13 protein-coding genes are annotated in these 13,435 nt (G+C 55.0%); 5 read left to right on the top strand and 8 right to left on the bottom strand.

Going from position 1 to position 13,435, the window contains the following annotated elements; all coding sequences use genetic code 11:
- The first annotated feature begins 22 nt into the window (after positions 1-22).
- From ACA051_RS11045 to ACA051_RS11035, 3 genes are all read left to right on the top strand, one after another.
- Positions 23-772 carry an EAL domain-containing protein gene (locus ACA051_RS11045; RefSeq protein ID WP_497374745.1) on the top strand — a complete coding sequence of 250 codons (750 nt, stop codon included), beginning with the start codon at positions 23-25 and terminating at the stop codon, positions 770-772.
- Between the two features lie 30 nt (positions 773-802).
- On the top strand, positions 803-1,492 hold the full coding sequence (locus ACA051_RS11040; protein ID WP_497374743.1) for a winged helix-turn-helix domain-containing protein: 690 nt from the start codon (positions 803-805) through the stop codon (positions 1,490-1,492).
- Between the two features lie 361 nt (positions 1,493-1,853).
- Positions 1,854-3,248, top strand: coding sequence for an undecaprenyl-phosphate glucose phosphotransferase (locus ACA051_RS11035; RefSeq protein WP_497374741.1), 1,395 nt, complete (start codon positions 1,854-1,856; stop codon positions 3,246-3,248).
- Between the two features lie 262 nt (positions 3,249-3,510).
- Here ACA051_RS11035 and ACA051_RS11030 read toward each other — a convergent pair whose 3' ends face one another.
- From ACA051_RS11030 to galE, 6 genes are all read right to left on the bottom strand, one after another.
- Complete coding sequence (locus ACA051_RS11030; protein ID WP_497374739.1) at positions 3,511-5,589, bottom strand: YjbH domain-containing protein; 2,079 nt, start codon at positions 5,587-5,589, stop codon at positions 3,511-3,513.
- Positions 5,586-6,332, bottom strand: a complete 747-nt coding sequence (locus tag ACA051_RS11025) for a capsule biosynthesis GfcC family protein (RefSeq protein ID WP_497374738.1) — start codon at positions 6,330-6,332, stop codon at positions 5,586-5,588. The genes ACA051_RS11030 and ACA051_RS11025 overlap by 4 nt, the downstream gene beginning before the upstream one ends.
- An 11-nt stretch (positions 6,333-6,343) precedes the next feature.
- Positions 6,344-7,009 (bottom strand): YjbF family lipoprotein, encoded by a 666-nt coding sequence (locus ACA051_RS11020; protein ID WP_094471565.1) that lies wholly within the window; start codon positions 7,007-7,009, stop codon positions 6,344-6,346.
- 14 nt (positions 7,010-7,023) lie between these two features.
- Positions 7,024-8,133, bottom strand: a complete 1,110-nt coding sequence (locus ACA051_RS11015) for a polysaccharide biosynthesis/export family protein (RefSeq protein WP_497309644.1) — start codon at positions 8,131-8,133, stop codon at positions 7,024-7,026.
- 86 nt (positions 8,134-8,219) lie between these two features.
- Positions 8,220-8,462 carry a hypothetical protein gene (locus ACA051_RS11010; protein ID WP_497309643.1) on the bottom strand — a complete coding sequence of 81 codons (243 nt, stop codon included), beginning with the start codon at positions 8,460-8,462 and terminating at the stop codon, positions 8,220-8,222.
- Positions 8,463-8,601: 139 nt separating this feature from the next.
- Positions 8,602-9,618, bottom strand: coding sequence for a UDP-glucose 4-epimerase GalE (gene galE / locus ACA051_RS11005; RefSeq protein WP_497374737.1), 1,017 nt, complete (start codon positions 9,616-9,618; stop codon positions 8,602-8,604).
- Between the two features lie 310 nt (positions 9,619-9,928).
- Between galE and galU the strand changes: the two genes are divergently transcribed.
- Positions 9,929-10,762 carry a UTP--glucose-1-phosphate uridylyltransferase GalU gene (gene galU, locus ACA051_RS11000; RefSeq protein ID WP_109629047.1) on the top strand — a complete coding sequence of 278 codons (834 nt, stop codon included), beginning with the start codon at positions 9,929-9,931 and terminating at the stop codon, positions 10,760-10,762.
- A gap of 27 nt (positions 10,763-10,789) precedes the next feature.
- The gene (locus ACA051_RS10995; protein WP_497374735.1) at positions 10,790-11,197 is read left to right on the top strand and encodes a mannose-1-phosphate guanylyltransferase; all 408 of its coding nucleotides are present in this window, start codon (positions 10,790-10,792) and stop codon (positions 11,195-11,197) included.
- Between the two features lie 4 nt (positions 11,198-11,201).
- Here ACA051_RS10995 and ACA051_RS10990 read toward each other — a convergent pair whose 3' ends face one another.
- On the bottom strand, positions 11,202-12,353 hold the full coding sequence (locus tag ACA051_RS10990) for an SGNH/GDSL hydrolase family protein (protein ID WP_497374733.1): 1,152 nt from the start codon (positions 12,351-12,353) through the stop codon (positions 11,202-11,204).
- A 37-nt stretch (positions 12,354-12,390) separates the two neighbouring features.
- The gene (locus ACA051_RS10985; protein WP_497374731.1) at positions 12,391-13,428 is read right to left on the bottom strand and encodes an acyltransferase family protein; all 1,038 of its coding nucleotides are present in this window, start codon (positions 13,426-13,428) and stop codon (positions 12,391-12,393) included.
- Positions 13,429-13,435 lie beyond the last annotated feature (7 nt).

Genomic DNA, 13,435 nt, shown 5'->3' with positions numbered 1-13,435 from the left:
ATATGCAGGGAGTTATCGCATTATGAGCGCAACGATGAGCGCGTCACACATCTATCGTGCGAGTCATTATCTGTCTCGACAATTGATCCTAACTCGTGACGACTGCCCATTTGGCAGCGAAATCAGAATTCAGTTTGACGACAGTCAGGCTCATGCATCCTTTGCTGCACCGCAAGAGATGAGCGGCATTTACAGTGAAGTGCTCATGCAGACCCGGCTGATTGCCTTTTCGCTAAAAGATCAAAACATATCCATTAAAAACAAATACTTAAGTCGCAGATTTGTTTGCGTTGGACAACCAGACCTCACCGATTCCGCACTGACGGAAGAATTGATACAGTCCAGCGACGCCCTGCGCAATTTTGGCCAGACACTGGTTATCGCTTTCAATGAACTACCCCTTTCGGCGGTCAGCTTCATTGATAAAAAGAAAATCCTCAACAACGTATATCTGCTGAAGGATCACGGCGTAGAAATCGCATTCGATGGTTATAACATCGAAGATGAAAGTATCGAAATATTTACAACCCTGAATCTTTTCGACTATATAAAGATCCCCCTTTCAGCCCTAGACTTGAGCCTTAAACTGACAGGCAACCCCGATTTATTCAACCGACTCCACGACCGCATGACCATGCTGACTCACACCACCAAAGTCGCCTTTATAGCCGACCGAGTAGAGCATGCTGCTAGCCATATACTGGCACGCGCGCTGCCATTTGATTACTTTCAAGGGAGCCATTACTCCCCTGCCGACAACCTATTAAATTAAAAACCGAGTGTGCCCCTTCAGGAGAGAGACATGGAAAGCAGTACACCCCTCCCCAGAAAATATTTTGTCGTCGTTACTCATAGTCCGGCATTACAACTTGAGCTTGAAGCATTACTATCGAGCGCGCGCTATAACTCATTCGGTACGCCACAGGCAAAGATGTTTGTCGAAGGTGTTGCCCTACCCTCTTCCGCCCCCAAACTCATGGAGTTTATTTCCCCTCACCTGGACAGGATTGTCCCTCCTGTTATCAGGAATGATACACAGCGCATACTCTCGACATTCGAATCCGAGTGGCGAGCGGCCCAGTCCGATACACGGTGCAATAATATTTCCTCACTGGCAGATGAAGATCGGGATGACACCAGGGATTCACTCTCCAACGTGGCGGCGAGACCACACTATCCTTATTCCGAAGCCTGGCGACTGAGCAATGCCAATGGCGCTTTGATTAAAGATGATGTCGAGATTATATTGACTGGTCTTGAAGCCACACTGGTAAAAAAGATGCTGCACCATGATGACCGGGTAGTCAGCAAAGATGACCTTATTCGGAGCATTGGCAGAGAACCCGAACATTATCGAGGCCTGGAAATGTGCCTGAGCCGGCTACAGGAAAAGTTTAAAAATGCCAGTAATGGCGAACGTCTTTTCCGAGCAGTCAGAAATCGTGGTTACTGCCTGATTCAAAAAATCATACGGGGGAAAAGTCTCACCTGAGTTAATGAAATGCCACCAATGGTAGTGCATACAAAAACAACAAAAGCACCCCACCATTTCACCCTCCAGCGCGTCCCGCGCCCTCAGACAAACCCCGCCCTCCTCACCCTTGAATCAACTTAAATTATCGACCTTTTCTAACACCTCGCCATCTCAACATAATCGCCAGATAAACAAACCACTCGTTAAAAGTCGTCAGACACCTTTCTGCCCAATAAATTAATCTATTCACTGACGAGCGCGCCGCACAGTGGCGTTTCGACCGTCAATGTTTTGCCCTCTTATAAAAATAATAATGTTTGTTACATCAACTTGGCTCTTGTCTGTCGACACGCGAATGGACGTATTTTGGGGATATCGCATGGTTAACAATCTTCGTATCAATCGAAATACCCACCTCAAAGGATTGACCTTCTGGGGACAATGGGCACTGGGTCAGGGCTTTGTTGTGGCCCTGTTGTTTCTATTGGTTTATTACCAGACCGGAACGGTAGAGTTCTATTATCGGGTGTGCGCAATTCTTGCGGTACTTGCCTCGGTGCCCGCCTATACATGGTGTGGCGTCTATGCGAAGAAAGATAACTACCTTGAGGGATTGGGACGTTTGTTGATGGGCTGGACAATGACCCTGGCGGCATTGGCCTGTGTGGCGTTCATCTGCAAGGCCGATGAACTGTTCTCCCGTCAACTGATCCTGGTATGGGCAGCCTGCGGTTACCTCGGGCAGGCACTGTTGTACGTTCCGCTGCACGGTTTCTCGCAATACTATCAACGCTCACTTCAAAGCGAGCATAAAACCCTGATCGTCGGTACGGGTGAGTTGGCGTTGGGACTCGCCAGGAAGCTGCGTAGCCTGGAACACTTCCCGCTGGTGGGGTTGGTCAGCACCGACACCACGCTCCCGCTGGCGATGGGCTCACCGCCAATCGTAGGCCCGCAGGAGCAGTTGCTGGAGTTGATCAAGGCCCATGACATCCGACGTTTGTACATCACGCTGCCCCTGAGTGAAGCGGCAAAAATCGAAGCCATGTATGTCGATTTGCTGGGGGCCAACGTCGATGTGGTCTGGGTGCCGGATTTGAACAGCCTGACGCTGCTCAATCACTCGGTAAGGGTCGTGGACGGCTTGCCGGCGATCTACTTGAATGAAAGCCCGTTGACCAGCCAGCCAACCGCCGCGCTGAGTAAAAGCTTGCTGGAAAAGAGCGTGGCGCTATTGGCCATTGTTCTTCTAAGCCCGCTGCTGTTACTGATTGCCCTGGCCGTTAAACTCAACTCCCCAGGCCCGGTGTTCTTCAAACAGGACCGTCACGGCTGGAATGGCAAGGTGATCCAGGTCTGGAAGTTTCGCTCGATGCGCGTGCACGACGACCTTGAGGTCAAGCAGGCCAGCCGAAACGATTCGCGGATCACTCCGGTGGGACGCTTTATCCGCCGCACTTCGCTCGACGAACTGCCGCAGTTGATCAATGTGCTGCAAGGCCATATGGCCCTGGTCGGACCACGTCCCCACGCCGTTGCACACAACGATTACTACTCCGGGAAGATTCTCGCCTACATGGCTCGCCACCGAATCAAACCGGGGATTACCGGGCTGGCTCAAATCAACGGTTGCCGCGGCGAGACCGACACCATCGACAAGATGCAAAAGCGTGTGGAGATCGATCTCAAATACATCAATAACTGGTCGTTGTGGCTGGATCTGAAGATCCTGGTGAAGACACCTTTTACCTTGCTGTCAAAAGACATCTATTGATCGCTTGAATGCCAGGCATCGCGAAATGACAAGGGGACGCAAGTCCCCTTTTTCATGGGCGTCTATTGGGCGCTGAGTCGCACTCACGGCCCTGCCACACCAGGCCCCCTGATACGCGGCAACACCTGTTCAAGCCGGGAGCTGAGTCAGCCCCCGGCTTATTGTTGCAAGTGTGTCGGTTTAACGCAGAGAACCCTGCGCAAGATGGCGCTGCTCACTAAAAGACCTTCCAGGTAGTCCCCTTCCGGTCGACCGCGCGCCTTCACTCAGTGATCTTGTCGAAGTTACGGTAGAACAAGTCGCTGTCACGGCTATCGGTCATCGAGTGCAGCCAGTAACTGCGATTGAGCCGTGCACCGCCGTCCCGGGTCAGCGGCGACCAGACGATATTGGCCCGACGCATGGTCGACATGCTCATCAACTCGTCGAAAGGAATGGAGATGTAGATGCCCTTGTCGAAACTGCCTTCACCGTATTCCGCTTTTGTCGCGGTGGTGAGCGTGGCCCAGGCACCGAATCGCACACCATTGCGGAACTCCCGCGACAGGTCGACTGTGGCGCCCCAATCCCGCGCCAGGTAACGCCCGACACTGACGGCTGCCTGGGTATCGAAAGGCAAGTCGGTATAACCGGTAATGTGGCCGGTCACGGTCGAGTAATCGCGCAGGCCAAAGCCCTGGTTGAACTCGCGCTGACGCACGTAGTTCAGGTCTGCACCCACCGACCAACGCTGGCCTGCCGGACGGAACAGCACCTCACCGCCCACACCGGCAAACATCGACTCCAGATAGCCGCCGTAGACCATCCCATACAGGTCTTTATCCAGTTGCTCGGCGTGGCTGAGCTGGAACGTGGGCATGGTGACGTCAGAGGTCGTCAGGTACTTGCGCAGGTCCGTCCGCACCCGGGGCAAGCCACTCGGTGCATCGTAGGTAAAGTTGTCGTAGTTGTTCACCAGATTGGCGCTGAGCAGGCCGCTCCACCAGGTGTTGCGCGTGAAGCGATACTCGGCGTCCGCATCGGCGCTCAACTGATAGAGCAAACCATCAGGGCCACCGACGTTCTGTTTGTAGCCCAGTCCGAAGCCATAGTTGAAGGGATCGCGTGTCGCCGTATAGAGCGTAGTCTCGGTGTGCGGCATCGCACCGTTGACCTCAGTGGTGCGGTGCAAGGTTTGCAGCGGCTCCTCGTTGTTGACCACTTCGCGAAAGGTCTCGCGAGGCACGCTGGTTTCTTCCAGCGGCATGTCGTAACGCTTGTTCACCAGGGTGAACCAGTCGATATCATCGCTGACGCTGTTGTCCAGAATCCGGCTGGCGCGGCCGACGGCTTTTGCCGAATGGAAATAATTCGTCTGCTCGCCGTACACAAACAACTCGGGGCCGCGCTGAGTAATGCGCTCGACTTTATAGCCCGCATTTTTCTGCAAGCGTTGCGATACGTTGGCCCAATTGACCTGGTCCGGCGGTGTGGCGGGTGCCTGTGTCGGTAGACGCTCCGCTGGCGGATCGTAAGTCTTGGCTGGTGCCTTTCGGTTGACGAAGTTGGTGTGCAGGGTGATGCCGAACATCGCGGTATTGCCGCGCTCCCAGCCAGCGCTGAGATCCACCGAATCGGTCAGCTTGAACACTGCACCGATGTTGATAGGCGAGTCTTGCTTGATGGCGTTGTCTTTCGGCTCGTTTTTATAGTCGTTGCCTTCGTACTCGAGCTTCAGGCTGAGCGGGTCCCACGGTGTCTGGTAGGTCACGCCGCCAAACAATGAAGGTCGTCCACGGAAATAAGCATTGGTATTGACGTCACCGGTGCCCTCGCCGTCCGGCCGGGTCTTGAAGCGATCCGCCGCCCAACCCAACGGGTTGTCGAAATCGCCTCGATTGCCGATGTATCCCCAGGCAATACCCGCGCTGAAATCAAAGTCGTCATAGCGTTTGTTGGCGACCAGGAATTCGCTGGAGAACAGACCGGTACCCCCGACATCGCGAAAACCCAGGGCCAGTTCAGGCGCCCAGTGGCTTTCTTGCCACAGGCGGACCTTGAGGTCCACGGCCTTGTCTTTATAACTCTGGTCGCCGCTCAACGACTCCGGGCCATACCGGCGGTTGGTGATCGCGGTATAGCGAAACGAGCCTTCCAGCCATTCAAATGGCTGCAATGAAACGCTGTAACGGGTGTAGGGATCGGTTCGACTGGCATTCACACTCAACTCGCCAGCCGGCGCCATTCGGGCCGTCGGCGTTTGCATCAAGCCCACGCCGCCGAAATCATTTTGAGTCAATCGCGGCTCTGCGTGAGCCAAACCACACGGCAACAACAACACTGCAGCAAAACGTAAATTCAAGGAACCACCTCAGCCAGTTGCGTGGCAATAAATTCGGCCAACTGCTGATTCAGTTCAGGTATAGGCGGATTAAGATCATCGGTTTTGACAGGCACCAGGATTTTGCTGCCCGCGGCTGGCACCTGCCCGCTTTCGCGATTCCACGGCGCAATGCCGACCCGGCGCGTAACGCCATCGGGCTGAACGATCCAGAGGTAATCGGCTTCGGCATCGGCCAGCGGTGAACACCCTTGCAGGTAATCCCGCGCCTCTTGCAGCGGGCGATAGGCGAGCCGGCACGGTTCGGCGACAGCGCCCAGCACTTCAACCACATCGGAACGCATCGGGTAGATCAGGCTGTCGCCGTCATCGAGGCGGAAGTTGCGAGCGAGCCCGACCTCTACCGCGATCGGATCAAGGACCACCACCTGGCGTCCTGTAACCGGCATGCGGCTGACTTGCTCGTACAACTGCAACGCCAATGCCGCCCGGCTGGGGCGATCGAAGAGCAATGCGGTGCGTTGCAGCACCTTCAGATCGAACAAGACCCCAGCCTTGAGCCGAGTCTGCTCCTCAAGCAATGTTTGTCGCAGCCAGGCGGCCGCCAGCCAGTAACCTTCAGGATTGGGTTGCGCCAAACGCATCACGTCCAGCACGCGCCCCCCGGGTTGCAACTCGACCGCCCCCGGACTGCGCACATCGCCGCTGACGTTAACTGCCGCATTCACGCCACCGGAGATCAACAACAGGCACGTCCATAACATCTTGGGAAACTTCAACGGACAGCCCTGCGCTCAGAGGTCAACTGCACGATCTTCACCCTGAGTTGCCCTGTCAGTTGCTGTTCACTCTGGAGGATGAAACCGTTATCCGGATCGACCCAATAATGATTAGTCGCGCGCAGGCCAATAGCCGGTGCTTCTATCTGCTCATCGACACGCAGCACGGCGTATTCCTTGTCCAGGATCCTGAGGGTTTCCATGGGTTTGCGGGTGAAGCGGCTGCTCACGGCAACACCCACTTCGTAACCTCGATAGAGATCGATCCAGCGCTGGCTGGTGTATCCGTCGGGCAGTCGGTGAAGGCCTTGCTTGAACGGCGATTGCGCTTCGATACGGGTCCCGTCCAGGTCACCCTCGAAGCCCAGTCCGACAGTGCGAACCGCCAGGCCGTCGCGCAGCAACAGCACCTGCTTGCCGGACGCGACCCAGTACTGCAAGTCGCCTCGCTCACGCACCATCGCCAACACCCCTTCGCCGGAAGGGGTCGTCAACTTGAGTTGCGGATACTGAACCTCGGCCACTTGCGCCGGGGTCAATTCCAGATCGTCTGGCCCGGTGACCACGGCTTTGAAGTTCGCCAAGGTGGCCTTCATCAGCGGATTACATCCACACAACAGCAAGGCCGCCATCAAGCAGACGCTAACTTTCAACGTTCTCACAGTGGGACCAGACCTTATCTGCTGTTAGCTTCGCTTAAGTTGTTTTGTGCCGCCGCGCCCATACCGAGAATCGAGGCCGATGGCACCAATTGACTGATGAAGCGGTTCCAGCGGGTGACGTTGGCAGGGCCCACGTAAACAATGTCCTGGGGACGAACATCGAAGTGAGTGGCAAGCGCCATGGCCGAAGGCGATTCGGCTTGCAGTTGATAGATTTTGGCGGGTTCTACATCGAGGTTTTCCACGCCCCGGATGACGTACACGGCGTTGCCGTTTGAAGTGGTCTGGTTCAACCCGCCTACAGAGCCAATGACGTCGGAAAGATTCATGGTGCGGGTCTTGAACGTCAATGCACGCGGCTGATTAACCTCGCCCATCACGTAGATCTTCTTGCTGTCGTTGTACGGCAAATACAACTGATCGCCGCCTCTGAGATAGACCTTCTGCAACTCGGCATGCTGTTGATTGAGCGCGTCGAGATTCAAGGGATAAACCCGCCCGTTTCGCGTCAACAGCAACCCGGACAAGTCCGCATTCAGCGGATCGACACCGGCCGAACCCAAGGCTTCAACCACGTTGAGCGGGTTGGTGGAAATCGCTTGAGGGCCTGCTCTCAATACGGCGCCCGACACCACCACTTTCTGACTGGCAAAGCGCAACACGGCGACGTCCACTTGCGGGTCCGAGATGAAGGTCGACAACTTCTCGGCAATATCGGATCGCAGTTGCTGGATAGTCTTTCCGGCGGCCTGGACTTCTTTGATGTAGGGGTAATAAAGCGTGCCATCGGACCGAACAAGACGGCCGTTTGCATCGATTTGCTGTTGCGCGCCAGAAGGTGCGGTCAGCTCGGGGTGATCCCATACCGTGATGTACAAGACATCGTTGTTACCAATGCGGTATTCGTCGGGCGTGGTCAACAATTCCGGGGGCAATGACTCATGTACCTGAGTGGCCCTGTCCATGGCGATGAGCTTGGGGGTGATCGGAATAAGCTCAACCCGACTGTTTTCGCTGGCGCCTTCGCGAGTGATATCGCTGGTGCTCATATGTTGACCCGGCGAAAACATACAACCTTGCAAAGCAATACTTGCCAGCATTAAAAAAGGAACACTACGAATCATAATGGCACTACGCTATTCAAGGGCAAACCCAAAACAAGATCGCCCAGTGTTAGCCGGGCAATCTTGTGTGACACCTGCGGTATTTCTCAGTTCGTGCCGGTGGTCCCGGTAGTGCCAGTAGTCCCGGTACTTCCGGTTGTTCCACCATTGGAACTTCCACCGCTGCTGGAGGCAGCCACTGCACCTGAGACCAGCGCGGTGCTGGCCAATGCAGCTTGTGCCGCCGTTACATCACCCAGTACTTTTGTATCCAGTGAAAGAGGTGCTTCTACTGCGAAAGCCCCGCTGCTCATCATCGACAACACGGCAATTACCATCATCTTTTTCATATCAAACTCCTTCCTGCGTGTTCTTTATATCTACGGACTTGCGGGACGGGTTTCCAGTCAATTTTCCCGACCATAATTAACATCGCGTCCTGATATAACAGTTCAGCAGAAAACCCAGGGGCTGGAGCTCCCACAAGCCTTAGTCGAGGTAACCCTTGGGATGATTCGATTGCCAACGCCAGGTGTCCATCATCATCTCCTGCAAATTCCGCGTGGCCTTCCAGCCGAGCTCATTCGCCGCTTTGGAAGGATCGGCCCAACACTCGGCGATGTCGCCCGAGCGTCGTGGCATTACCCGATAAGGCACTGGCCGCCCCGAGGCCTGTTCAAATGCCCGCAGTACCTCCAGAACGCTGTAACCGTCGCCCGTGCCCAAGTTCCAGATATTGATTCCGGTGCGCGTCGCGATCGACTGCAACGCCTTTAAGTGCCCGTCCGCCAGATCCACCACGTGGATGTAGTCGCGCACACCGGTGCCATCGACGGTGGGGTAATCGTCACCAAATATCGACAGTTCCTGCAGACTGCCGACGGCCACCTGGCTGATGTAAGGCACCAGGTTATTGGGAATCCCGCTGGGGTCTTCGCCCATGTGACCACTGGCGTGAGCACCAATCGGGTTGAAATAACGCAGCAGCGCGATGCTCCAGCGCGGCTCTGCCGCACACAGATCCTGCAGCACGTTTTCGATGAACAGCTTGGATTGCCCGTAAGGATTGGTCGGCGTGCCTGTAGGAAAATCTTCACGAATCGGCATCTGCTCGGGCGCGCCGTACACCGTGGCCGATGAACTGAACACCAGGCGGAATACGCCGGCCGCGGACATCGCCTGACACAGCGTAATGCTCCCGCAAACATTGGCCTCGTAATACTCAAGCGGCTTGCGCACGCTCTCGCCTACGGCCTTGAGCCCGGCAAAATGCAGGACAGCATCGATGGAATGTTCCTGAAAAATCCGGTCCAGCAATGCCCGGTCGCACACGTCCCCGCGAATCATTGACGCAGATTTTCCGCAGATGGCTTCAATGGCATGCAGGGACGCGTCAGAGCTATTGCAAAGGTTGTCCAGTACAACCACGTCGAAGCCCGCCTCAAGCAGCGCAAGTGTGGTGTGAGAACCGATATAACCGGTTCCACCCGTTACCAGAATCTTCATAGAGCGGTCCATAGTGGGGTATTGAAGTGCTCAATTACAGGTAATGTTAAATGCGCACATCACCCATTGACGCCAACACTTATTAGCACTTCAGAACAACCAACACTATTGACGGACACCGACTAAAATTAACTAAAAGCCATCAGCCCCGACAACTAATAACATTTACCCTGTTCTTCACTCGCTAATAATTGCCAATAAATCCCCACTCAGGTATTAAAGTACAACTTCCGCAATACATCAAAACTCACAGCCACGCTCGACACTGTTTTCCGTGCGGCTGCGAACAATGACTTTCCAGGATATATCTATGATTCGTAAATGCTTGTTCCCCGCAGCCGGTTATGGCACGCGCTTCTTGCCTGCGACTAAAGCCATGCCGAAGGAAATGCTGCCGATCGTCAACAAGCCTTTAATCCAGTACGCCGTTGAAGAAGCTCGGGACGCCGGTCTGCAGCACATGGCAATTGTGACCGGCCGGGGCAAACGTGCGCTGGAAGACCATTTCGATATCAGCTATGAACTGGAACACCAGATTCGCGGCACCGAGAAGGAAAAGTTTCTGGCCGGCACCCGGGAGCTGATTGAAACCTGCACGTTCGCCTACACCCGTCAGGTCGAAATGAAAGGCCTGGGGCACGCGATTCTCAGCGGTCGTCCCTTGATCGGCGACGAACCGTTTGCCGTGGTGCTGGCGGATGACTTGTGCCTGAACCTGCAAGGTGACGGCGTACTGGCGCAGATGATCAAGCTCTACAAAAAATTCCGTTGCTCGATCGTGGCCATTCAAGAAGTGCCCCGTGATCAGACTCACAAATACGGCGTGATCGCCGGCGAGTTGATTTCCGAAGGCATCTACCGGGTCAACAGCATGGTCGAGAAGCCGGCGCCCGAGGACGCCCCGTCCAACCTGGCGATCATTGGCCGCTACATTCTGACCCCCGACATCTTTGATTTGATCGCCGACACCCAACCGGGCAAGGGCGGCGAAATCCAGATCACCGACGCGCTGATGAAGCAGGCGCAAAATGGCTGCGTGCTGGCCTACAAGTTCGAAGGCATGCGCTTTGATTGCGGCGGTGCAGAAGGCTATATCGACGCCACCAACTTTTGCTATGAGCAGCTTTATCTCAACGGTCTTTGACCCACCCATTCACCCAGGCAGGCCACTATGACCACTGCAAAACGCTCGGTAGACATCGAACAGAAAGCGAGCAACGTCGGGGTGATGGCCTGGCTGTCAAAAACCCCGTCGTTATCCTGCACCTCGGTGGCCTGGTTTGGCGCAACCTTGTTGGTTGAGCGCATCGGGGTGTTCCCCTCTTCGGGCGATATCCATCGCCCGGTCAGGGACCCGTTTGCACTCTTGAACCATCTGAAAAATCTATACGCCCACCAGGCCCTGGATATCGATGAACGCGACGGGCTTAAAGTGATTTTCAATGATTGGCGATTCCGGGTTCGCGTGCGCTACAGCGACCCGGCAATCGTCATCAATATTGAAACGCGATGTGATCCTGATTTGATGCCTGTGAAAACCGCAGAGCTGCTGAGCCATCTGGAACGCTTTGAACGGTGAATGATTATTTCAAAGCGGAACCACACTGACCCGGCGACTCACTGACACCTGCGACAATCAGGCGATACACGTAATCGGCAATCAGCCGACCGCCCGAACCCGGGATGGGATGGATGTTGTCCGGGCCGATCATGGGGGTCGGCCCGCCACTGGCGTAGCGTTTGAAGTCTGGACCGAACGTGCATTGCAAACTCGAATACACAATGTTTTCCGATCGCGCCCAAGGCTCAAGTACCTGGGCGTACTCCGACATCGGATAAGCACTGGAGCGCGTTGTGTCCTGACGCAGGATGACGTTAATGCTCGCCGCCGGATGAACTTCGCGAATCATCCGCACCAACCCTTTCATGTTCTCCAGATAGTCCTTGGGCTTAACGCCAAATCCCTGATCATTACCGCCTAGCATGATCAGGTAAACGTCCGCCGGTATCTTTGAAACGACGGCCTTCCATTGGGTTTGCCATGGGGAATCGCTTTTATAAAAGTCACCTGAGGCGGCGCCAGAAGCGGCGAGTTTGGAGACCCTGACGCCGCCCTGATTATTGGCCAGCCACAGACCAAACAACGTCGGCGCACCTTTCACGACTTCGAGCCTTAACGACCATTCATCATTGGCGGGGACGCTAAGTTGCATTTCCTGAACCCCTGATCCGGCCATCGTCAAAGGATGCCAGGTGTCTGAAGGTGTCCACCGATAGCGCATCTCACTGGATTTGCCATTGCCCAGGTAAAGCAATTTGGCATGGGCGATAGACGTATCGATGGCAGTCGTTTCGTTGGAGTCCAGCTCAACATAAGCACCGACCTGGCCGGTAACAGTGCGGCTGTCCGGACTTGCCTGGCCAAGACTGGAAACGTCCCAATCCCCACCGAAGTACTTCTCGCTGCTGCGGGTGTATTTGAAATTCGTACCGCCGAGCGCGGCACCGTGATTGAACCCGACATAACCAGGCCCGGCGAAACCAAAATCTTTCGCCAGGTGCTGAGTGAGGGCATTGAGATAAAAGTCCTGCCCCGCGCTGTAACTGTCGCCAATCACCGAGATGGCCAGCACCTCCCCCGCTTTACCCTTGGCCATTGCGGCAAGCCGCTCGCGTGAACTTCTCACTTCGACAACGGGAGCAGGAACGGGGCGCACATCATCGACATCTACCATTGACTCATCCCTCTATCAGGAAGTCGGCTGAATGCGCTCAGGATTGAGGCACCTTCAACCCGACCTCTGGGGCCTTTTTGCGGGTAACACGCTCGCCCAAAAACAGAACGGAAGTCAGGGTGAAACGGCTGAAAACGTTCGACAACAGCACGGGCCCCAACAATCCACACAGCACGCCGCCTGCTACCAGAACGCTGTCGTCCGTGACGCCCAAACGCCCCAAGGCGAACCGCGAACTGGCGGCAAACAGCACGTGAAAAAGGAAAATGGCGTAAGAATATCCACCCAGCCAGATCAAGGCTTTCGAGCGCATGTCAGTCGACAGTAGCGCGACACAGGACATACAGCCAACGAGCAAACCGACAACGCTTCTACGATCGACAATAAGTTCGCGATCCACGGCGGCGATATACAGCAGCACAACCGATATCAAGACGAACACCACCGGACCGATCACTTTCAGCGATTGCTTCAAGGCACTGACCTTTTCGTGACAAATCATCCCCGTCACAAAAAACGGCAGCAAATAGACCGCGCCATTGATGCCAAACGCATCAACCGGAAAGACCGGCAACAAGAACACCAGCGCCGAAAATAAGAACAACAGATACAACCGCGTCGCCGTCTGCAACAGACCGCGCCACTGCAGAAAACCGACAAACACAAAGATGATGAAGACGGCCTGCAAAAACCAGAAATGGTTAACCGGTATGTAGAACGACAACAAGGCGTCGAGCAACCCGACCTCCTTGTTAACCCCAGGCCCTACAACCTGCAGCACCGAAAACGGAATACCGACAAAAAACAACGGCACGATCAACCTTCTCACCTTGCCAACGCAGTAAGCGGAGAAGTCATTGCCTCTGATTTTGTATATCGAATAGATGTAGCCCGATATGAAGGTGAACAGCGGCATCCTGACGTACACCATCGAATCCGCCAACACCCGAAAAGGTGACCCCAGGTCTATTTTCAGTCCGCCGCCCAGCGGCCCTATCACGTGATAGAGCACCAGCAGCAGGCATGCCAGGCCTCTGAGCGTTTCTATTTCCAACGATTTTTTCTTGCTTTGCATAAACCAC

The organism is Pseudomonas sp. LBUM1669, from assembly GCF_059695705.1.
Note: the sequence above shows the minus strand (reverse complement) of the source record. Positions and strands in the feature narration are given on the sequence as shown.

Bases quoted from the DNA above. Each gene is read 5' to 3' on its own strand.
- ACA051_RS11015 (WP_497309644.1), bottom strand. From the start codon at position 8,133: ATGATTCGTAGTGTTCCTTTTTTAATGCTGGCAAGTATTGCTTTGCAA.
- ACA051_RS11025 (WP_497374738.1), bottom strand. From the start codon at position 6,332: ATGTTATGGACGTGCCTGTTGTTGATCTCCGGTGGCGTGAATGCGGCA.
- galU (WP_109629047.1), top strand. From the start codon at position 9,929: ATGATTCGTAAATGCTTGTTCCCCGCAGCCGGTTATGGCACGCGCTTC.
- ACA051_RS11040 (WP_497374743.1), top strand. From the start codon at position 803: ATGGAAAGCAGTACACCCCTCCCCAGAAAATATTTTGTCGTCGTTACT.
- ACA051_RS11010 (WP_497309643.1), bottom strand. From the start codon at position 8,462: ATGAAAAAGATGATGGTAATTGCCGTGTTGTCGATGATGAGCAGCGGG.
- ACA051_RS11045 (WP_497374745.1), top strand. From the start codon at position 23: ATGAGCGCAACGATGAGCGCGTCACACATCTATCGTGCGAGTCATTAT.
- ACA051_RS10985 (WP_497374731.1), bottom strand. From the start codon at position 13,428: ATGCAAAGCAAGAAAAAATCGTTGGAAATAGAAACGCTCAGAGGCCTG.
- ACA051_RS10995 (WP_497374735.1), top strand. From the start codon at position 10,790: ATGACCACTGCAAAACGCTCGGTAGACATCGAACAGAAAGCGAGCAAC.
- galE (WP_497374737.1), bottom strand. From the start codon at position 9,618: ATGAAGATTCTGGTAACGGGTGGAACCGGTTATATCGGTTCTCACACC.
- ACA051_RS10990 (WP_497374733.1), bottom strand. From the start codon at position 12,353: ATGGTAGATGTCGATGATGTGCGCCCCGTTCCTGCTCCCGTTGTCGAA.
- ACA051_RS11035 (WP_497374741.1), top strand. From the start codon at position 1,854: ATGGTTAACAATCTTCGTATCAATCGAAATACCCACCTCAAAGGATTG.